Annotated in this window: 17 protein-coding genes; 6 read left to right on the forward strand and 11 right to left on the reverse strand. The window is 59.2% G+C overall.

The window, feature by feature from the left end; genetic code table 11:
* The coding region (locus tag EV561_RS37310) for a hypothetical protein (RefSeq protein ID WP_165927924.1) at nucleotides 1–631 on the forward strand (631 nt) is incomplete at its 5' end.
* 76 nt (nucleotides 632–707) lie between these two features.
* Nucleotides 708–920, forward strand: a complete 213-nt coding sequence (locus tag EV561_RS26730) for a hypothetical protein (RefSeq protein WP_132526214.1) — start codon at nucleotides 708–710, stop codon at nucleotides 918–920.
* Nucleotides 921–1,208: 288 nt separating this feature from the next.
* Here EV561_RS26730 and EV561_RS26735 read toward each other — a convergent pair whose 3' ends face one another.
* The 6 genes from EV561_RS26735 to EV561_RS26760 form a co-directional block, all read right to left on the reverse strand.
* The gene (locus EV561_RS26735) at nucleotides 1,209–2,576 is read right to left on the reverse strand and encodes an alpha-glucosidase/alpha-galactosidase (RefSeq protein ID WP_132526216.1); all 1,368 of its coding nucleotides are present in this window, start codon (nucleotides 2,574–2,576) and stop codon (nucleotides 1,209–1,211) included.
* Nucleotides 2,577–2,596: 20 nt separating this feature from the next.
* On the reverse strand, nucleotides 2,597–4,264 hold the full coding sequence (locus EV561_RS26740) for an ABC transporter ATP-binding protein (protein ID WP_132526218.1): 1,668 nt from the start codon (nucleotides 4,262–4,264) through the stop codon (nucleotides 2,597–2,599).
* A gap of 10 nt (nucleotides 4,265–4,274) precedes the next feature.
* Entirely contained in the window at nucleotides 4,275–5,402 is a 1,128-nt protein-coding gene (locus EV561_RS26745) for an ABC transporter permease (protein WP_132526220.1), read from the reverse strand.
* Nucleotides 5,402–6,412: an ABC transporter permease gene (locus EV561_RS26750; protein ID WP_132526222.1), complete on the reverse strand. Its 1,011-nt coding sequence runs from the start codon at nucleotides 6,410–6,412 to the stop codon at nucleotides 5,402–5,404. Before EV561_RS26750 ends, EV561_RS26745 begins: the two co-directional genes overlap by 1 nt.
* 120 nt (nucleotides 6,413–6,532) lie before the next feature.
* Nucleotides 6,533–8,617, reverse strand: a complete 2,085-nt coding sequence (locus EV561_RS26755) for an ABC transporter substrate-binding protein (RefSeq protein ID WP_132526224.1) — start codon at nucleotides 8,615–8,617, stop codon at nucleotides 6,533–6,535.
* 128 nt (nucleotides 8,618–8,745) lie between these two features.
* A complete protein-coding gene (locus EV561_RS26760) occupies nucleotides 8,746–10,212 on the reverse strand; it encodes an alpha-glucosidase/alpha-galactosidase (protein WP_132526226.1) in 1,467 nt (488 codons plus the stop codon).
* Between the two features lie 245 nt (nucleotides 10,213–10,457).
* Between EV561_RS26760 and EV561_RS26765 the strand changes: the two genes are divergently transcribed.
* A complete protein-coding gene (locus tag EV561_RS26765) occupies nucleotides 10,458–11,318 on the forward strand; it encodes an AraC family transcriptional regulator (protein WP_348633756.1) in 861 nt (286 codons plus the stop codon).
* A 166-nt stretch (nucleotides 11,319–11,484) separates the two neighbouring features.
* On the opposite strand, the gene EV561_RS26770 is transcribed toward EV561_RS26765, so the two are convergent.
* The 3 genes from EV561_RS26770 to EV561_RS26780 all read right to left on the reverse strand — a co-directional run bounded on the left by EV561_RS26770 (nucleotide 11,485) and on the right by EV561_RS26780 (nucleotide 13,918).
* Nucleotides 11,485–11,712, reverse strand: coding sequence for a hypothetical protein (locus tag EV561_RS26770; RefSeq protein WP_132526230.1), 228 nt, complete (start codon nucleotides 11,710–11,712; stop codon nucleotides 11,485–11,487).
* A gap of 212 nt (nucleotides 11,713–11,924) precedes the next feature.
* Nucleotides 11,925–12,350: a DUF983 domain-containing protein gene (locus tag EV561_RS26775; protein WP_132526232.1), complete on the reverse strand. Its 426-nt coding sequence runs from the start codon at nucleotides 12,348–12,350 to the stop codon at nucleotides 11,925–11,927.
* 164 nt (nucleotides 12,351–12,514) lie between these two features.
* Nucleotides 12,515–13,918 (reverse strand): PLP-dependent aminotransferase family protein, encoded by a 1,404-nt coding sequence (locus EV561_RS26780; protein ID WP_132526234.1) that lies wholly within the window; start codon nucleotides 13,916–13,918, stop codon nucleotides 12,515–12,517.
* A 145-nt stretch (nucleotides 13,919–14,063) separates the two neighbouring features.
* On the opposite strand from EV561_RS26780, the gene tsaA reads away from it, so the two are divergent.
* Complete coding sequence (gene tsaA / locus EV561_RS26785) at nucleotides 14,064–14,588, forward strand: tRNA (N6-threonylcarbamoyladenosine(37)-N6)-methyltransferase TrmO (RefSeq protein ID WP_132526236.1); 525 nt, start codon at nucleotides 14,064–14,066, stop codon at nucleotides 14,586–14,588.
* Nucleotides 14,589–14,594: 6 nt separating this feature from the next.
* Here tsaA and EV561_RS26790 read toward each other — a convergent pair whose 3' ends face one another.
* A complete protein-coding gene (locus EV561_RS26790) occupies nucleotides 14,595–14,804 on the reverse strand; it encodes a molybdopterin-binding protein (RefSeq protein ID WP_132526238.1) in 210 nt (69 codons plus the stop codon).
* Nucleotides 14,805–15,075: 271 nt separating this feature from the next.
* Between EV561_RS26790 and EV561_RS26795 the strand changes: the two genes are divergently transcribed.
* Together EV561_RS26795 and EV561_RS26800 are read left to right on the forward strand one after the other, a co-directional pair.
* On the forward strand, nucleotides 15,076–17,319 hold the full coding sequence (locus EV561_RS26795) for a glycoside hydrolase family 2 TIM barrel-domain containing protein (protein WP_132526240.1): 2,244 nt from the start codon (nucleotides 15,076–15,078) through the stop codon (nucleotides 17,317–17,319).
* A 133-nt stretch (nucleotides 17,320–17,452) separates the two neighbouring features.
* On the forward strand, nucleotides 17,453–18,055 hold the full coding sequence (locus EV561_RS26800; protein WP_348633755.1) for a methylated-DNA--[protein]-cysteine S-methyltransferase: 603 nt from the start codon (nucleotides 17,453–17,455) through the stop codon (nucleotides 18,053–18,055).
* 10 nt (nucleotides 18,056–18,065) lie between these two features.
* Here the strand turns inward: EV561_RS26800 and EV561_RS26805 are convergent, their stop codons facing one another.
* Entirely contained in the window at nucleotides 18,066–19,805 is a 1,740-nt protein-coding gene (locus tag EV561_RS26805; RefSeq protein WP_132526242.1) for a cation:proton antiporter, read from the reverse strand.
* Nucleotides 19,806–20,041: the final 236 nt, after the last annotated feature.

The raw sequence follows: 20,041 nt of genomic DNA on the forward strand, positions 1-20,041 counted from the left end.
CGCAAAGCCGATCACCCGCTACAGCGCAACGAGAAGCGCGCGGGCACTCGGCTTTGCTATCTCCCGCCAGTTACACCATCTCCTGGGGCACGATCCCGGGGTACTCCGCAAGATCATGATGGAGCGCGGAATCGTCGGAAAAGACGATGAAAAAACGCCGGATAACAAAGTCGTCTGCAGCGTGGCGGATATCGAACGCGCAGTATCTGATCACCGCGCCCGACTCGACTTCCAGGCAATTTTGCCGATCCTCGGTGTGAGCAAAGGAACCGCACTGAGGAGCGTCGCGAGCGGGGTCCTACATCCAGCCTTTGGCGTTGCAAAGGGCATGAGAGCCAAGTTCACTAGAGCGTCTGTCGATGCCTTGCTCAGAAACTTGATCGGCAAGGCCGAAACGCGGGAGGAAGACGACAACATTGTCTCGCTCGAAAATGCCAGGGCCAAGGCGCGCTGTCAGATCGCGGATATCATCCGAGCTCTCATCGATGGCCGCATTGTGACGCGATACGTTTCCATGGATCCTTCCAAAGTTGGCCTCGCCAGAATTCTGGTCGATTCCGCCGATGTCAAGGCGATCTTTCCCCGACCTTCCCGCGGCTTGACATTGGTTCATTTTAGCAAGGCTGTGTAACGAATACGCTGGAGCAAAGGCACTTATGTACAGCGGCTTCTTCAAGGTCGAACGTGACCTTAGTGGAAATAACTCGATGCGCGACGTAGTCACGAAGGAATCATTTGATTCCTTTTTCCGCGAACACGCCAGTCTGGCGGAACTGGCGGACGGTTGGATGTTTCCCTGGCAGCTACGTCGGGCACTGAAAAAGGCGAATATTTACCCCGTGTGGGCATCACGCCATCGTCGCGCCCTCACGTTTTATCGAAGAGCAGAAGTCAAAGCTTACCGCCTCGAAAATCCGTAAAGCTCCGGCAACAACCGGGTCCAATTTGCCCTGGCGTCAAACGCCGGGGCTATTTTATGCGTATTTATCTAGTATCTACGCTCGAAGCGCGACCGACCTGATTGGGCTATTGTGCCATAAGCGCGGGTATGTACGAGAAAAAATCATTTGTTTTCAATGCGTAATTCTAAAACCGTTCCTTAAGTGAACCGACTGCTCAATTCCGCGCTGCCCGTTTGTCGACCAACACAAAGAAACCCCGCAGCCAGGCTGCGGGGTTATTCTGCCGTTATGTGGGGAGAGATGCGCTTAAGCGGCAGTCTTGCGATCGAGCCGTGCCCATGCAGGCAGCCATTCTCCGTGGGCGACCAGCAGATCGTCGACCAGTGACCAGATCTGATCGAGGGCCAGTTCGGCCGCGGTGTGCGGGTCCATCATGGCGGCGTGATAGATGTGCTCGCGGTTCTCCATCATCAGCGCCTGGACGGTCAGTTCCTGGACGTTGATGTTGGTGCGGATCAGGGCGGTCAGCTGCGGCGGCAAATCGCCGATGAAGGTCGGCTGGATTCCGGAGGCGTCGACCAGGCACGGAACCTCTGCGGCGCAATTGTAAGGCAGGGAGGTGATACAGCCGTTATTGCGGACATTGCCGTAAATAACGGATGGCTCGCCAGTCCAGACCGAGTTGATGATCGAGGATGCATATTCCTTCGACTGTTTCACCTCGATCGTCTTTGCGCTGCGATATTCCTCGGCCTGGTTCTTCCAGCGGGCGATCTGCTCGATGCAGCGCTTTGGATATTCGTCCAGCGGAATGCCGAATTTTTCGATCAGATCCTCGCGCCCTTCCTTGATGAAATAGGGCGTGTATTCGGCGAAGTGCTCCGAGCTTTCGGTCACGAAATAGCCGAGCCGCGTCAGCATCTCATAGCGCACCTTGTTCGGGCAGCGCGGGTTCCAGCCGGGCTTTGGCGCCCTGCCCTCGCGATAGCCGCGTACGAGATCCGGATAGAGATCACGATAGGAACCATCCGGCTGCCGGTGCTCGAACTTCAGGTAGAACGCCATGTGGTTGATGCCGGCCGAGCGATAGCGGATTTCCTCATAGGGAATATCAAGATCGTGGGCGAGTTCCATGGCCGTGCCCTGCACGGAATGGCAGAGGCCGACCTGCTTGATCGTGGGATATTTTTCCGCGATCGCCCAGGTGTTGATCGCCATCGGGTTCACATATTGCAGCATGATTGCATCAGGGCAGACGGCGAGCATATCCTCGCAGATCTTCCAGAGATGCGGCACGGTTCTAAGCCCGCGCATGATGCCGCCGACGCCGAGTGTATCGGCGATCGTCTGGCGCAGCCCATATTTCTTCGGCACTTCGAAATCGGTGACCGTGCACGGCTCATAGCCGCCGACCTGGAAGGCGACGACCACGAAATCGGCCTTGTCGAGCGCCTTGCGCTGATCCGTAAAGGTTTCGACCGTTGCGGTGGCATTTAGGGTCGAAATCAGCTTGCTGACGACAATCGCGCTCTCTTCGAGACGTTGCGGGTTGATGTCCATCAGCGCGATCCTCGCCCCCGACAAGGCAGGACGCTGAAGCACGTCGCCGAGGATATTTTTCATGAAGACGGTCGAACCGGCTCCGATAAAGGTGATTTTGGGATTGGTTGCCATTAAAACCTCCGGCGTATCTATCAGGCTATCTCGAAAGCGGCTTTGACCAGCCGTTCGGTATAGGCGGTCTTGGGATTAGAAAGTACTTCGTCGACGGGACCTTGCTCGACGATCCTGCCCTGCTGCATGACGATGACGCGGTGGCATAGAGCCCGAACCACCTTCAGGTCATGCGAAATGAAAAGGTAGCTCAATCCGCGTTCGTCCTGCAGGCGACGCAGCAGGTCGATGATCTGCGCCTGGACGGAGAGATCAAGGGCTGAGGTCGGCTCGTCGAGCAGAATGAATTCCGGCTCCAGCGCGACGGCCCGGGCGATCGCGATGCGCTGGCGTTGACCGCCGGAGAATTCATGCGGAAAGCGCGACAGGATATTGCCCGGCATGCCTGACGCTATAAGCGCCTCGCGAACACGATCGATCCGCTCCGCCTTTGTCGCGCCGAGGTTGTTGACCACCAGCCCCTCCTCAATGATCTGGCCGACCGTCATGCGCGGGTTGAGTGACGAGAACGGGTCCTGGAAGACGACCTGCATACGCGAGCGCAGTGGCCGCATCTCCGAACGCGACCGACCGTGGATCGGTTGACGGTCGAAATATATCTCGCCACTGTCGGCATTGATCAGCCGCAATAGCGCCTGGCCGAAGGTCGTCTTGCCGGAGCCGGACTCGCCGACAAGGCCCAGCGTCTCGTGCCGGCAAAGCGTCAGGTCGAGACTGTCTACTGCGGTCAGCTCCCGCAATTGTGGCTTAAAGAGCGTACCGTGGCGCAGCATGAAGGAGACGCGCACCGCTTTTGCTTCCAGAATGGCGTCCGATCCGGCAGGCAGGGGATTAGCCCTCCCCTTCGGCTCAGAAGCAAGCAGATGGCGGGTGTAGGGATGCTGCGGCTGGTTGAACAGCCGCTCGGTGACATTGTGCTCGCGCACCTCTCCGTGCTGCATGACGTAGACATAGTCGGAAAACTGTCGGACCACAGTTAGGTCATGGGTGATCAGGATCACCGCCATGCCGAGCCTCTGCTGCAGCTCGCGGATCAGGTTCAGGATCTGTGCTTGCACTGTCACGTCGAGCGCCGTCGTCGGCTCGTCTGCGATCAGCACATCCGGATCATTGGCAAGCGCCATCGCGATCATGACGCGCTGTCGCTGCCCGCCGGAGAGCTGATGCGGGTATTGCTTTAGTCGAGCCACCGGATCGGGAATGTGTACCTGCTCAAGCAATTGCAACGCGCGCCTTTCGGCTTCGGCGCGCGAGACGCGGCGGTGGACGCGGATTGCCTCGACGATCTGGCTACCGATCGTGTAGATCGGATTGAGCGAACTCATCGGCTCCTGGAAGATCATCGAAATGCGATCGCCGCGGAGTTTTCGGCGCGCCTTTTCAGAGAACTTGAGCACGTTCTTGCCGGCATAATCGACCGTCGACTGCCGGGCGACGACGGCGCGCTTGGTGAGCAGGCCCATGACCGTCCGTGCGGTCACCGACTTGCCCGATCCGGACTCTCCGACAATGGCAATCGTTTCACCGGCGTAGAGCTGGAAGGAGACGTCCTTGACGGCTTCCACCATACCATCCTCGACCTTGAACTGGACGGCAATGCTCCGGGCATCGATAACCGGGCGAGACTTGCTGTTATCATGGTCGTGGCGGACGGGCGGTGCGAAGGGGTTGGTAGACGTGAGAGCCATCGGGATCACCTCAATAGGGGTCGACGGCATCGCGCAGACCGTCGCCCAGCGCGTTGAACGCAAAGACGGTGATCAGAACGAAGGCGACGGGGCTCAATATCCAGGGATAGGAGCCGATGACGGAATAGGTGGACGTGTCCTGCAGCATCAGGCCCCAGGAGATCAACGGCGGTTTGACCGCAAAGCCAAGGAAGCCGAGGAAGGATTCCAATAGCACCACGCTCGGGATCGCCAGCGTCACGGTCACGATCACATGGCTCATCACGTTCGGGAAAATGTGCTGCAGGATGATGCGCCGGTCGGTGGCGCCGACAGCCATCGCCGCCTTGACATAGTCGATGCGTGCGAGCGCCAGCGTCTTACCGCGCACTTCGCGTGACATCTGCGCCCAGCCGAGCGCCGACATGACTATGATGACGAAGGCGAGGAAGACGTTCGTCGGCGCGGTGACCGGTATCAGCGAGGTCAGCGCCAGATAGAGTGGCAGCTGGGGAAACGCGAGGACAAGCTCCACGAACCGCTGCACCCAGGTATCGAAGGCGCCGCCGAAATAGCCCGACACCATACCAACCGTGGTTCCGACGACGGTGACGATGAAGACGACTGTCAGCGCAATCATCAGGGACACGCGCGAGCCATAGATGGCGCGAGAGAGAACGTCGCGGCCGAACTTGTCCGTGCCGAGGAAATGCACCGGCTGGCCGTCAACCGAGCCGAAGAGATGGCGGTCGCCGGGAATGAGGCCGAAGAGATTGTAGTCAGCTCCCTTGACGAAGAAGCCGAGCAGATTGGGATGGTCGTAATCCGGTCCGACTACGGGCTGGAAGGTGACAGGATCGAGCTGGTCGCTATCCGCCAGCGCATAGACACGCGGCTGGAAGACGAAATTGCCGTCCTTGTCGTGGAAGCTCATCACCTGTGGAGGCGAGAAGCCGGTATCGGTCGCCTTCGGATCGACCGGAGCGATGAATTCGGCAAAGATCGACATCAACAGCAGCAGGATCACAAGAACCAGCCCGCCCATGCCTGTCCAGGACCGTCTCAGGCGGCGCCAGACCAGTGCGATATAGCTCTCGTTCCCGGCTTTTGGCTTCAGCCGATCATCTGTCGGCGGCATTGTGTCGCTGACTGCCAGCATCAGAAAGCTCCTCCGTGTTGGCGCACACGCGGATCAAGCAGCGCAAGCAGCATGTCGGCGATGATGTTGCCGACAATCAAGGTGGCGGAGAGGACCATCATAAAGGTCGCGGTAACGTAGACGTCGCCGACATTCATGGAACCGACGATCGCAGGTCCTGCCGTCGGTAGCGCAAATATGATCGCGGTCTCGATTTCGCCGGTCAGCATGTAGGGCAGCACAACGCCCTGATACATGACGAGCGGATGAAGCGCGTTCGGCACGGCGTGGCGAAGCACAGCCGCGCCGCTGCTCAGCCCCTTTGCTCTCGCCGTCTCGACATATTGCGCATTCAGTGTATCGAGCAGATTGCCGCGCATGACCCGCATATTGTAGGCGAGCCCGCCGAATGTGGCGATCGCGACCACCGGCCAGACATGCCTGACGAGATCGACGAACTTCGCCCACGACCAGGGCGCGCCGCCATACTCAGGCGAGAAGAAGCTGCCGATCTGCGAGACGTTGAATTGGAAGACCAGGAGATAGACGAGGATCAGCGCCATCAGAAAGCGAGGCACCGTCATGCCGAGGAACGAGATTCCCGACAGAAGACTGTCCACCCAGGTATACTGGCGCGTCGCGGCCAATATGCCGAATGTGATGCCGAGAATTGACGCGAAGATGTGGCAAACCAGAGCAAGCGCAAGCGTACGCGGCAGGCGCTCCCCAACCACATCGCTGACCGGCTTGTTGTAGTACATGCTGTAGCCGAAATCGCCGCGAGTAACGATGCCGGCGATCCAGTTCACATATTGGATCGGCAGCGGCTTATCGAGGCCGTGTTCAACCCGGTAGGCCTGCGCCTGCGCATCTGCCTGCGCGAAAGATGCGCCGCCTTGATTGATAAGTTGCGAGCGCAGATAGTCGGCATAGTCCCCGGGTGGCGCGTGGATGATCACAAATGTCACCAGGCTGAGGATGACCAGCACGGGCACTGCGGAGGCTATGCGGACGAGCAGGAATCGTAGCATCGGACGGTTCTCGCTTCTTCTCTCTTGTCGGCTGACCCAAGTGTATCTCGGAGACCATTGCCGCTTTTCCTTTTCCGGCCGCACCCACGTGCGACCGGAGGCTCCATTTCCCCAGGGAGGTTAGTTGATCGGGCCTGAGGCACCCGGCTTGCCTGGAAGCTGCTGGGGGAAGAGTTCGTATTTGCCCTGTTTGTCCGCCGCCACCCACAACCTTTCGCGGATGATGGAGTCTTCAGCCCAGTTGAACATGAAGATCGGCGTTCCCTGCGGGATATTGGAGAAGCGCTTGTTGATGATCAGCGCGCCCGGATATTCCGTCAGACCGACATTGTAGACATTTTCCGTCGATACCTTCTGGAACTGCTTCATTAGCTCGGCACGCTTGTCGTTATCCTGGGTCGAGGTGAACTTGTTGACGATGTCGACAAGATCCTTCTCGAAGGGCATGAGGTCGACCTGGCCGTTTTCAGGCGCGCGATGATCCCAGCTCGTACGCGGGCCAATAGGAGCCAGCTGCTCGGTATTCTGGACGACAGACGAAAGCTCGGTGGCATTACGCTGGACCATCCAGTCGAAGCGCCCGCTATAGTTCGCATCGTCGCGTTGGTTGCCGCTCAGGGCATTGATGACGACGCGTATGCCGAGTTTTTCCATCTGGCCAACGACGCCTTCCGCCAGCGTCTTGTCTGTCGTGTAATCGTTGTTCACCAGCAACACGACTTCGACATCCTTGCCACCGGCTGTTCCAGCCGGGAAGTTGACGAAGCCGTCGCCATCCGTGTCCTTCAGGCCCGCTTTCGCCAGCTCTGCCTTGGCGCCGGCCAGATCGAACGGATAGTAGACGGTTGAGTTCCGGTCGTAGAAGCTCGTGCCGGATGACAGGCCGCCGGGGTAGATTGCCGTGAACGGTCCCTTGACCAGGGAATCGCCGATTGCCTTGCGGTCGAGCGCCATGGTGACGGCTTTGCGGAAATCCTCATTGCGGTTCAGTTCGCGGATCGCCTGGCTGCGTTCGTCGGGATTGCCCCAGCCATTGGCCGAGAAATTCATACGCAGATTATAGCCGATAAGCCGCGGGCCGAAGGCGAGGCGGGCGGGCGCATCGGGCTGAGCCGCCTTCTTCAACGAAGCGACGAAATTCTCCGGCTGCTCCAGGTTTGAGATATCGCCCGAGCCGGCGACGGCCTGGACGTCACGATCTGCCCAGGTCGAGAGCTTGTAGTGAAGCTCGTTGAGGTAAGGCAGCTGATTGCCCTTCTCGTCGACCTTCCAATAATAGGGATTGCGGCGCATGACGATAATATCGTCGGGCCTATATTCGACCGGCACCCACGCCCCCATGACCGGCATGTTCATATATTCCGGCGGGAAGGCGTTCTTGAACTGCTCGTAGGTGTTCTTCGAATATTTCGGATGCTGCGGCTTCAGGATATGCGCAGGTCCGGGGCAGAAGGTGCCGTAGGCCATGGCGTAGAGATATTGCTTCGGAAACGCATCCTTGAAGGTCCACTCGACGGTATAGTCGTCGATCTTCTTCAGCGTCGTGCCGACACCGAATGTCTCCGGCGTCGCGCCGTTCAGCGGCGAAACATTCGGATCGACGACCTCGTCATCCCAATAGAACATGACGTCGTCGGCATTGAAGGGGTAGCCGTCCGACCACTTTGCGCCCTCAATCAGGTGCATGGTCAGCTTGTGACCATCAGGCGACCAGTCCCAGCTCTTTGCAAGGTTCGGCAGAGGCTCGGTATCCTTGGCTTCCACCTGGAAAAGAGGCGCCGTGCGCGTTAGGCATTCCGACAGTCCGATATCGATGCCGCCCCAGCCCTGGCTCTGGCCGGCGCCGTAATTCCAGCCCTCCGGCCTGCCGCCGATGACATGGCGCAGCGTATCGCCGTAAACACCTGTTCCGTCGGGCATGTTTCCGGTCTTGAAGACCAGAGGCTCCTTCGGCAGGCGGTCCTTGACCGGCGGCAGCTTGCCGGTCTTGACAAATTTCTCCGTCACCCAATCCGGCTCGTGATATTCGGGAAGTGCCTTGAATTCCTCGATGGAATCGCGGGCCACGTATTTGATCTTGCCTTCGGCCGGAAATACCGGCGGAACCGGGGGCGTCGTCGGATCGGATGCATGGGCGTTCATCGCGAAGACGGATGTGGCAAGCGCCAGTCCCGCGAGAATGCTGGTCGGTCGGAAATGCGTCATTGTCTCTCCCTCACTGTCGCGAGCGCCCCGTTTCAAGAGACCACTCCGCTCCTCCACTCACAGAGGCAGCCGGTAGCCGCAGCAGCTTTCCCTCCAGAAAACATGCTGCGGCCGGCCCGCCCGTATTCTCAGACAGCCGCTTTCAGCGCCGCCTTTTCCGCTCTCAATTCCTCGATCGAGCGCACGTTGCGCCGGGCAGCACCTGCCCATTCGCGGGTTTTGACCTTCGATTTCGACAGCCGCTCCTTTGCTGCAGGGACCGCGTCCGCATATTGCGGCAGCCAGTGAGCCTGGGCGACGACCATTTCGTCGACCATCTGCCAGACTTCCTCGGGCGTCGACACCGCGCCCACCAGCGGATCGTGCAGCACGGCGAGTTTCAGCAGGTCGATATCACCGCTGATTGCCGCATGGACCGACATGCGCTGGACGTTGATGGAGGCGATGCAGGTTGCAGCACACGCCTCCGGCAAGGTGATCCCGGCGACCATGTTGATGCCGAAGCGATCGACAAAGCCGGGCGATTCAATGATCGCGTCGCCCGGAAGATTGGTGATGACACCATTGTTCTTGACGTTGAAATGCCCGCGATAAACCCGGTTCGTCTCCAGCGCTTCGAGGATATGGCTCGCATGTTCATTCGAGCGTTTGGACGGATCGATCGGTTTCGAAGCGGATTCGAGGAATTGCGGATATTCCGTCTCGAACCAGTTGCGCGTCTCCGTCGAGTGGCGGAGATAACCGCCGGTCTCACCGTGGATCCAGTCCGACATGTCGATCCATTTGGTGATTTCATCAGGCCGCTTGCGATACCAGGGCAAATACTCCGACAGATGGCCGTTGCTTTCGGTCGAATAGACGCCAAAGCGCTTGAGCACGTCGATCCGCAATTTCTCCTGCTGCGAATAGACCGGATGCGCTTCGAAAGCCGCAACCAGTTCATCCTTGCCAATCTTGCGGCCGTTCAGGCGCAGATCAACGAACCATGTCTGATGGTTGATGCCGGAGCAGATATAATCGAGCTTGGTGCGCGACTTGGCGCCGAGAACCTCCGCAATCTGTTCAGCACCATGCTGGACGCCATGGCAAAGACCGACGGTGTCCACCTTGCCATATTCGATCGCTGCCCAGGTGTTCATGGCCATGGGGTTGGCATAGTTCAGGAACTTGGCGCCGGGCTCTGCGACCTCGCGGATGTCCTTGCAGAAATCCAGGATCACAGGGATGTTGCGCTGGCCATAAAGGATACCGCCGGCGCAGATCGTGTCGCCGACGCATTGGTCGATACCGTATTTGAGGGGGATGCGGATGTCATCGGCATACGCCTCCAGGCCGCCGACCCGCACACAGCTGATGATGTAACGCGCGCCTTCGATCGCCTTTCGACGGTCCGTCGTCGCGGTCACTTTGGTTGGCAGCTTGTTGGCTTCCACGATCCGGTCGAGGATCGCCTTGATCATCTGGAGATTATGTTCGCTGAGATCGGTGAGCGCGAACTCGATATCTTTAAACTCGGGCACACAGAGGATGTCCGTGAATAGTTTCTTGGTGAAGCCGACGCTGCCGGCACCGATAATAGCGATTTTGAAACTCATGATCCTGACCTCGGTAAAGTCGCACGACGGATCGGGAAACGGGAAGAAAATCACATAAGCGACCTGGCCGGAATCTGCGAAAATCCCGGCAAATGACCGCTTTTGTCTCCTCCCGCCGCTCCTCATCGGCGTGACCTGCTGTCTTCCGCCGGCGATTATGCCTATAATCGAAAGGCCGAACAGAGAACTATTATGCTATCAAGGGTAATTTTGTGCTGCAGGATTTGATCGCCAATGGACCGACGATGCGGACTGTTTCCCTACCGCGTGGGCGCCACAGGCTGCACGCCATGCCGACCAGCGCCGGTTATGAGATCCGGCAGGGGGAGACCTATGACTGGGACGGCCGCAAGCGCGGACAGACGCCCTTTACAGTTCTGCAGCATACGATCAGCGGGACCGGCCGGCTTCGCTATGAGGGCAGAAACCATCGCCTTGGCGCGGGCGATACGCTCCTCGTACTCGTGCCGCACAATCATCGTTACTGGCTCGGCAAGGATGAACGCTGGGAATATTTCTGGATTTCGATGAACGGTGAGGAAGCGCTGCGGGTACATCGTTCCATCCTCGCCGTCGCGGGACCGGTCCTGAAGCTCCAGCAGCCGACGATAGACCATCTCGCCGACTGCAGCCTTCGTCTCGTGAAAGGCGCGAACTCACCGGGAAGTGCGTCCGCCATCGCCTATGAGGCGGCCATGGCGCTCTATGACGACATATTCGGATCGCACGCCTTTATCCAGGAGCAGAGCGCGATGCAGCCCGTCATAGACCATATCAATGCCAATCTCGACAAGCCCCTGCCCGTCGGCGAACTTGCGGACATTCTCGGCCTCAGCAGGGCGCATTTTTCCCGACGTTTCGGCGAAAGCGAAGGCCTGCCGCCAGCGGAATTCGTCCTGCAGCTTCGCCTGGAAAGAGCGGCGAAACTGCTGACCAACACCGCCTTCCTGCCGGTCAAGGAGGTGGCCATTCTCTGCGGTTTCGAGGATGCGAACTATTTCTCGAAGGTCTTCCGTCGGGTCTACGGCATCAACCCGACGGAATTCCGAACCACGGGAATGTACGCGGCCGTCCGGAACAGATCGGCGGCCGATAGCGAACGATAGGCGAATGCCAAACCGAATGTGGACCTAAGGTCCGGGGGTTCACCACATTTATTAGATGTGATTCAAACTTCTGATGGACCGTTTTATTCTGAATGACGCCCAATGGGTGAAGATGGAGCTGTATTGTCTGGGCAGACCAACCGATCCCTAGGACATTAAGATGCCATCATGAGAAGCCCAAGTCCAAACCGAGCATCCTGCTAAGGAAGAAGGTGACGAGCCCCACGCCTAGGAGCGATAGCACGAAGACTGCGCCCAGCTTGGCGCCCGCGCGTAGCACCGCGCGTCTTTCCTTCTTCCCTTGATCGTAATGCCACTTGATGGCGAAGAACATGCCCGTGCCTAATGCGAGAACCTTGAACACAATGGCGACTATAGGGAACCAATCAATCATTTTGAATATTTCCATACTATTACTTGGCACTATCCATCGTGAGGAGCGCCAACTCAAAACTGCCGCTTCAGCAGCTCCGTTTTGTGTTCAAACCATCGTCAAATATAACTTCGGCCATGACATTCCCATCCGCACGGCATAGATGGTGCCAAAGTGGCGCTGTCATTCATCTCGCCGCAGCCGTCATCAATTCAAGATGAATCCCACAGACCTTAGACGGATCGCGGATGGGGCAGGTTATCGTTGCTCGAAACCTGCTCGGATCTAACGAGCTTGCCTTCCTCCGCCTTGTAGAAATACTGGCTGGCGACCAGCCAGCCTTTCAGCGGGCGCAGTGGCGGAATGCAGGTCAAAAGCATGAAAGGCAGCGTCGTGAAGAGATGCACCCAATAGGGCGCACTGAACGCCACTTCGATCCAGACGGCGAGCGCCACGCTCGGAATGCAGGCAAAGCAGATCACGAAGAATGCCGGTCCATCCGCGGGATCGGCGAACGAGTAATCAAGCCCGCAGACCTCGCAGGAAGGCCGGAGCGTGAGGAAGCCGTTGAAAAGATGTCCTTGGCCGCAGCGCGGGCAACGGCAGCGAAGCCCGGTTTGAACAGGAGAAAGCGGGGGCCATGCGTCGTCGGATGACATTGTTTTGTCCCTTTGTGGCTCGCAGGCGAAGCGCCCCATGCGGGTCGTCGCGAAGCAGGGCGCAGCAGCTATCGCTGCAATAACGTCCGTTGGGATTATGTATGCTCTAGTATGCATGCATTGTCAATCAATGTATGCATATAAAGCTACATTGTATGCCCGGCCTAGACGACGAGTCCGGATGCGACAGGCGATTGTACCAGAAGATCAGCGACTATTCCCAGGCTTTGGTGGAGATGATCGATATTCTGCACCGCACCAAGCCCGATCCTCACCGCTTCCGGTGCAGAACCAATGGCAAAAGCGTCGCTGGCAACGACGCCGATACCCGCGGAACGAAGCCTTGCGGAAAAATCCCCCCGGGTCCATGCCGAGGGCAGACGCAGCCAGGCATGAAAGCCTTCGGGATCAGCGAGCAAGCTCTCTTGGGGCAGTATTTCCGCTGCCACCATCTGCCTGATTTTACTCTCCCCGCGGATAGCAGCCAACACCGCGTCTGCTGTTCCATCCTCGATCCATCGGCTGGCGATAGCCGCCGACAGGGGCGAAGCCATGGCTGCTGTTGCGCGAATGACGCCGGAAAGCCGGGTCGCGGTCCGAAAATCGGGAACCGCGAGATAGGCGATCCGCAGGGCCGGCGACAGGCATTTTGCCAGCCCGGCGATATGATAGACCTGTGCGGGCGCCAGCGCAGCAAGCGGAGGAACGGGGTTCGAGGGCAGCGCCCCATAGGCGTCATCCTCGATGACAGCCACATCATGGCGGACGGCAATATCGAGCAGAGCCTGCCGGCGTTCGAGCGATAGCGTGATCGTCGTCGGATTGTTGAGGGTCGGATTGCAATAGAGCAACTTAGGGCGCCGGCTCAGGCAGATTTCCTCAAACGCCTCCGGAATCAAGCCCATATCGTCGATCGCAATGCCAGCCACGGTAAGTCTTAGATGGGCTGCCACCGAGCGGAAGCCGGGATAGGTCAGCGTCTCAGCGCATACGGTGTCGCCGGGCGCAGCAAGCATACTTGTTACCGCCAGAAGCGCCCCCTGCGCACCCGGGCAGATCAGCAGACGCTCCGGCGCTATCGATGGCAAGCGACCCGAAAGCCAGGCTGCCCCGGCGGCGCGGTCGCGTTCGGCTCCGCCCGGCTGCTGATAGCGCAAAAGGAGATCAAGGCCCTCCTCCGCCTCAAGTTCGGCAATGCCTCCCCACATTCGCGCCGTCAGCGCCGGGTCGTCGAAACGCGGCGGCAGGTTCATGCTCATATCCACAAGGCCGGAAGGAGCGGAACTCGACCGTGCGGGCATGGCGCGAAGCTGGCGTATATAGGTTCCCTGCCCCACCTTGCCTTCCACGAGACCGCGCTTGCGGGCCTCCGCGTAGGCACGCGTCACTGTGGTGAAATCGATCCCCAAGGCTTCCGCAAGGGCCCGCTGGGGTGGCAGGCGCACTCCCGCCGCAAGACGACCGGAGCGGATATCGGCCTGGAGCGCATCGGCAATGGCGAGATAAAGCGGACCGGCTGCCCTATTGATCGTGGGAATCCAAAGTACTGTTGTCTGATCGTCCGCCATATCCTGCCATCTCAATACTGAATGTATGTATATTGTATGTTTTTAGCGGTGATGCAAGCGCTTTCAGATCGGCGGACGTCGTTCATTGCCTTATAGGGATATATCTGAATAAATATCTCGGGGTCTCATAGGGAGCAGCAAGCCGATGGTGCGCGAAAGTGAAATTCGTGAAAACGAGGTCGCGGTTGATCTTCCTGACGCAACCGATGCCGGTCTGGTCTTCATTGGCCGCATATCCACACCCTGGACCTCGCGGCTGGACTGCCCTCGCCAAGGCCGCCATGACGGCCCGATCTGTCGCATCGAGATTTTCGAACCATGGTCATTGGCTCTGACCGGCGTCGAGGCATTCGAGAGGCTTGAAATCCTATACTGGCTCGACCGCTCGCGCCGCGACCTCGTCCTGCAGAGTCCGGCGCGCAACGGAAAGGTCCACGGCACCTTCTCGCTGCGTTCGCCGGTGCGCCCGAACCCGATCGGCACCTCCATCGTCAAACTCGAGGCGGTCGAAGGCGCAACGCTATTGGTGCGCGGGCTTGATTGCCTCGACGGGGCGCCACTGATTGACCTGAAGCCGGACCGAACGCTCTTCAAGCCGATCGCTCCGCCGCAGCCCGGCGATTTCCAGACCGGCGATGCGGGCTCCGCCCATTGCTGCCAGAAAAGCTGAAATAAATCAGTCGATTGCCACCATCACATCGGATGCCTTGACGACCGCATAAGCTTCGCCGCCGACCGTCAGCGCGAGCTCGTCAACCGCTTCATTGGTAATCGAGGCGGTCACGATCGTGCCGTTACCAATGTCGATGCGGACATGCGCTGTCGTCGCGCCCTTGACGATATCAGTTACCTTGCCTTTCAGCCGGTTGCGCGCGCTGATCTTCATCCGCCTTGTCTCCTCAAGGAGCGCCTTTCGAGGAAACCTAGCTCGCTCGACTGAGCCCAGCAAGGCTATTTCGCTGCAACACCCCGGGCATTTTTGCCACGATGCGGCAATTTGAAGACTCGGTGGTTTGCAAGCAGGCAAAAGCAGAGTAACCGGATTCATGGCGGTGTCGGCTGGGGAGGCTGGTTGCGACGCGCCACCCCTCATCGCTTCTTTTCCCGCAGGCAATCATTCGCCCGTGCAGACAGGGCTTGGACAGATAGGAATGAAAATGCGTTCTGTTGTCTCTTTCAATGACTCATGGGAATTTCACGAAGGTTTCGAGAGCGCTCTGATCGCGGAGCGACGCGATGGCAAGGCTGTCAGCCTGCCGCATAATGCGGTCGATCTTCCCTTCAACTATTTCGACGAGACCTCCTATCAACGCACCTTCGCGTACCAGAGGATCCTGCACTGGCAGCCGGAATTCGCCGGCCGGGAAGTATCCCTGGTCTTCGATGCTGCTATGGCAGACTCCGTCGTCTACCTGAACGGCAAGGAAATCATTGCGCACAAGGACGGCTATACGCCTTTCGAGGCCTGGCTGACGGGTCTCCTGACCGAAGGCCCCAATCTGATCACCGTCAAGATCGACGGCAGCGAGAACCCGGAAATTCCACCCTTCGGCGGACGCATCGACTACCTCACCTATGCCGGCATCTATCGCGACGTCTGGCTAAAGGTCACGGCGCCCGTCTCGATTGCCAATATCAAGATCGAGACCGCCAATGTGCTCAGCGACAGCAAGTCGGTCTCGGTCCGGTGTGATTTCGCCAATCCGCAGGGACTGACCTTTTCCGGCGCCGTGACCGCAACGCTTTCGGGACCTGACGGCAAAATGATCGCCAGTCAGACCGCCAACACGTCTGGCGAGGGTGTGCGTATGGTCTTCGACAATCTCGACAAGGTTTTGCTCTGGGATATCGACAGCCCAGTCCTTTACAAGATGAGCGTCGAGCTTGAAAGCGATCGAGGAACCGATCGCTACACCTCACATTTCGGTTTCCGCACGGCAGAATTCACCGCAGAAGGCTTCCGGCTCAACGGACGTCCGCTGAAGATCCGCGGCCTGAACCGCCATCAGGCCTTCCCCTATGTCGGTTATGCCATGGGCCGCTCCGCACAGGAGCGCGACGCCGAGATCATGAAGAGCGTGTTGAAGTGCAACACGGTCCGCACGTCGCATTATCCGCAGTCCAAGTGGTTTCTGGACCATTGCGATCGCATTGGCCTGCTAGTCTTCGAGGAAATCCCCGGCTGGCAGCATATTGGCGGCGAAGAATGGAAACAGGAGGCCGTGCGCAACGTCCGGCGCATGATCGAGCGCGACTGGAACCATCCGTCGATCATCATCTGGGGCGTGCGCATCAACGAGTCCCAGGATTCGCATGATTTTTATATCGAGACCAACCGCCTGGCGCGCGAACTCGATCCGACGCGCCAGACCGGCGGCGTGCGCTACATCACCGAAAGCGAATTCCTCGAAGACGTCTACACGATGAACGACTTCATCCTCGGCAACGAGGAATTGCCCGGAGCGAACCGTCCACGCACGGCGCTGAGACCGCAGCAGGAATGCACAGGCCTGCCAAAGCCCGTGCCCTACCTGATCACCGAATTCGGCGGGCATATGTATCCGACCAAGATCTATGATCAGGAACAACGGCAGGCCGAGCATGTTCGTCGCCATCTGGAAGTCCTTAACGCCGCCTACGGCGATCCCTCGATTTCGGGATGTATCGGCTGGTGCATGTTCGACTACAACACCCACAAGGATTTCGGCTCCGGCGACCGCATCTGCTATCACGGCGTGATGGACATGTTCCGCGAGCCAAAATTTGCGGCCTATGTCTATTCAAGCCAGTGCGAGCCGTCCGACGAGGTCGTCATGAAGCCGGTGACCTTCTGGGCGCGTGGCGAGCGCAACATCGGCGGCGTGCTGCCGCTGATCGTCCTGACCAACTGCGACGAGATCGAGCTGCGCTACGGGCCAATCGTCAAACGCGTTGGGCCCGACCGCGAAAATTTTCCTCATCTGCCGCATCCGCCCGTCGTCATCGACCATCGCCATTTCACCAAAGACGAACTCGGCGTCTGGGGCATGCAATGGGAGGATGCGCATTTCACCGGCTTTGTCGGTGGGAAGGAGGCAGCCAGACTGCAGATGGTTGCCGATCCGCTTCCAACCAAGCTCGAGGTCGTCCCCGACAGCAAGACGATCCAGGCCAGCGGCCGCGACAGCACGCGCATTATCGTCCGTGCCCTTGATCAGGTCGGCTTGCGTTTGCCCTTCCTCAACGATGTGGCGACAATTAGGGTCAGCGGCCCGGCCAAGGTCATCGGTCCGGATGGACTTGCCTTCCAGGGCGGCACGACCGGCTTCTGGCTGGAGACGACAGGGCACCCGGGACCAATCACCGTCGAGGTATCATCCCCGCGCTTTTCTGCAGAGACTATCCAGCTCAGCGCTGTCTGAGACAGCAGGAACACCCGTTGATTGTCTCGTGTTTCGTATTGGTTGGGCGCGAGCATTTTTCGGGTGGCCGCCAGCATGCTCCCATGGGAAGCCTGCTGGCTCAGCGGAGATTGGAAACAAAGGCTTGATCGCGATGGAACAACAGAAGACGCTCGATATCCGGACGGATCGCAACAGGCTATCGCAACTGAACGATCGCGCATCCCTGATGCTGTCGGTGGGTTCAGTCGAAACGCCTCTTGGCGTCCTGATCCTTGCCACCGATAGCAATGGCGATCTTTGCGCTGCCGACTTTACCGATCACGAGCAGCGGCTGCTTCGTCTCCTTGAACGGCGGTTTAGCAGGTCGGGTTACACTCTCTCGCCCGGCCCCGCTCCCGCGGGCATCGAGAAGGCATTGGCTGCCTATTTCATGGGAGACCTCGACCAGCTACGGACCATACGGCTGCGCACCGGCGGCACGCCCTTCCAGCAGTCGATCTGGGCGGCTCTGCGGGATATCCGCGCCGGGACAAGCATGAGCTATTCAGGCCTGGCCGCTCAGTTGGGCAAACCGAATGCTGCGCGCGCCGTCGGTCATGCCAACGGCAGCAACCCCTTCAACATCATTATCCCGTGCCATCGGCTGATCGGAGCGAATGGAAATCTCACCGGGTATGCCGGCGGAATTGCGCGGAAGCGATGGCTGCGGGACCACGAAGCCAGATACGCCAACACTCCCTTCGAACTGACGTAAACCGTACGGATCACTTCGCTTCCAGGGATTGGCTCCGTTGCTGTCGCGACGCGTTCCTCTCCCTGCGCTGCTCGGCCATGGTGCTGACGGCGGCGCGCAGTTGCGGATGGCGGGACATGAACATATTGAAATCGCGGCGCTCCAGAACAAGGAACTGGCAGAAATCCACGGCGACAACATCCGCTGTTCGCCGCGCACCGCTGAGCAGGGCCATCTCGCCGAAGAACGAGCCTGCGCCAAGCTCGATTTCGTCGTCCTCCAGCTGAACCTGCACCGCACCGGACGAGATGAAATACATGCCGTCGCCGCGATCGCCGACCCTGATCACCCGGTCGCCGGGATCTGCGGATTTGGGGCGAAAGAGCAGCAGAAGCTCCTCCTGAGAATGCTCGTCGACGCCGGCAAACATCGGGAAAGTCTCGACTAAGTGCTCCATCTCCAGCTGGTGCCGCCGGTCGCGCTCGTCACGCTGCGCCCTTATTCTCTCCAACTCCCTGCTTAGGATATCGCGCTTCCTCTTCCCGTAACCGCTTGGCACGAACGGAAGCAGCGCCGGCATGACCGGCAGCAGTTTCTCGGCCGCCATGAAGACCAACGGGTTGAGTGTGATCGACAGGATCGCCGCCGCCAGGATCAGGTCCTGCCCCTCCTGTGGCAACAGGCCCAGCGAAGAACCGAGTCCGGCCAGGATGAAGGAAAATTCCCCTATTTGCGCCAGGCCGGCGCCGACGATCAGGCCCATTCCCATCGGATAGCGCAGCAGCAGCACCAGAATGAACGCGCTGATAGACTTGCCCAGGATGATGAGCGCAAGCGCCCCGACCACGGCCAACGGCTCGCGCACGAGGATCGACGGGTCGAAAAGCATGCCGACGGACACAAAAAAGAGCACGGAAAAGGCATTCTGCAACGGCAGGGAATCGGCAGCCGCCCTATGGCTGAGGTTCGATTCACTCATGACGACGCCGGCAAAGAACGCACCGAGCGCAAAGGACACCCCGAAAATCTCGGCTGCGCCAAAGGCGATACCGAGCGCGATCGCCAGAACCGAGAGCGTGAACAACTCGCGTGAGCCGGTCCGCGCGACACGCGTCAAAATCCAGGGAACGACTTTTGGCCCCAGAAAGATTGCGAGGACCGCAAAGGCCGCGACCTTGAGCAAGGTGATCGCGATCGTGATCGCAACCGCGGCATTGCCTCCGGCTTCCGCTTCGGCGTGACCGCCCAAAACACCCGCGAATGCCGGCAGTAGGACCAAGGCCAGCACCATCGCCAGGTCTTCGACGATCAGCCAGCCGACGGCGACGCGGCCGCTCGAGGCGTTGATCAGATTGCGTTCCTCGAGCGCCTTGAGAAGAACGACCGTACTGGCGACAGCAAGACTGAGGCCAAAGACCAGTCCCGCGCCGATACTCCAGCCCCATAGTTCAGTGAGGCCGATGCCAAGCAGCGTAGCAACGGCGATTTGGAGGATCGCGCCGGGGATCGCCACGCCACCAACCGCCAGCAGATCTGCCGCCGAGAAATGGAGGCCGACACCAAACATGAGGAGAATGACGCCGATCTCGGCCAGCTGGCTAGCCAGGGCGCTGTCAGCAACAAACCCCGGCGTGGAGCTGCCGATCATCACGCCGGCCACGAGATATCCCACGAGAGGCGGCAAGCGCAGACGATCCGCAAGATAACCAAAGATGGCAGCAAAAACGAAGCCGCCGGCAACAATCGCCAAAAGCGCTACATTATGCTCCACGCCTGCGTCCCCTTTTCCACAGTTCCACCCCGGTCCTTATGTGGTCGGGCAAGCTACCCTGCCCGGCCTCAAACGTCCATTGGCTATGCGGGAGGCGGCGTGACATGTCAAAAAAAATCGGACAGCCAGCGGCTGCCCGATCCTCCTGAAGCGATGCAGTCCCATTGATCGAGCTCGATCTGCAGCTTGACGTCTGTGGAGCGCGCTTCGACAACGGCACGCATCTTCGTCTGCTT

Origin of the sequence: Rhizobium sp. BK376, from assembly GCF_004341625.1 — a bacterium.
Taxonomy (GTDB): Bacteria; Pseudomonadota; Alphaproteobacteria; order Rhizobiales; family Rhizobiaceae; genus Rhizobium.

Coding starts and splice junctions, on each gene's coding strand:
- EV561_RS26730 (WP_132526214.1), top strand. CDS start 708: ATGCGCGACGTAGTCACGAAGGAATCATTTGATTCCTTTTTCCGCGAA.
- EV561_RS26735 (WP_132526216.1), bottom strand. CDS start 2,576: ATGGCAACCAATCCCAAAATCACCTTTATCGGAGCCGGTTCGACCGTC.
- EV561_RS26740 (WP_132526218.1), bottom strand. CDS start 4,264: ATGGCTCTCACGTCTACCAACCCCTTCGCACCGCCCGTCCGCCACGAC.
- EV561_RS26745 (WP_132526220.1), bottom strand. CDS start 5,402: ATGCTGGCAGTCAGCGACACAATGCCGCCGACAGATGATCGGCTGAAG.
- EV561_RS26750 (WP_132526222.1), bottom strand. CDS start 6,412: ATGCTACGATTCCTGCTCGTCCGCATAGCCTCCGCAGTGCCCGTGCTG.
- EV561_RS26755 (WP_132526224.1), bottom strand. CDS start 8,617: ATGACGCATTTCCGACCGACCAGCATTCTCGCGGGACTGGCGCTTGCC.
- EV561_RS26760 (WP_132526226.1), bottom strand. CDS start 10,212: ATGAGTTTCAAAATCGCTATTATCGGTGCCGGCAGCGTCGGCTTCACC.
- EV561_RS26765 (WP_348633756.1), top strand. CDS start 10,458: ATGCGGACTGTTTCCCTACCGCGTGGGCGCCACAGGCTGCACGCCATG.
- EV561_RS26770 (WP_132526230.1), bottom strand. CDS start 11,712: ATGATTGATTGGTTCCCTATAGTCGCCATTGTGTTCAAGGTTCTCGCA.
- EV561_RS26775 (WP_132526232.1), bottom strand. CDS start 12,350: ATGTCATCCGACGACGCATGGCCCCCGCTTTCTCCTGTTCAAACCGGG.
- EV561_RS26780 (WP_132526234.1), bottom strand. CDS start 13,918: ATGGCGGACGATCAGACAACAGTACTTTGGATTCCCACGATCAATAGG.
- tsaA (WP_132526236.1), top strand. CDS start 14,064: ATGGTGCGCGAAAGTGAAATTCGTGAAAACGAGGTCGCGGTTGATCTT.
- EV561_RS26790 (WP_132526238.1), bottom strand. CDS start 14,804: ATGAAGATCAGCGCGCGCAACCGGCTGAAAGGCAAGGTAACTGATATC.
- EV561_RS26795 (WP_132526240.1), top strand. CDS start 15,076: ATGCGTTCTGTTGTCTCTTTCAATGACTCATGGGAATTTCACGAAGGT.
- EV561_RS26800 (WP_348633755.1), top strand. CDS start 17,453: ATGGAACAACAGAAGACGCTCGATATCCGGACGGATCGCAACAGGCTA.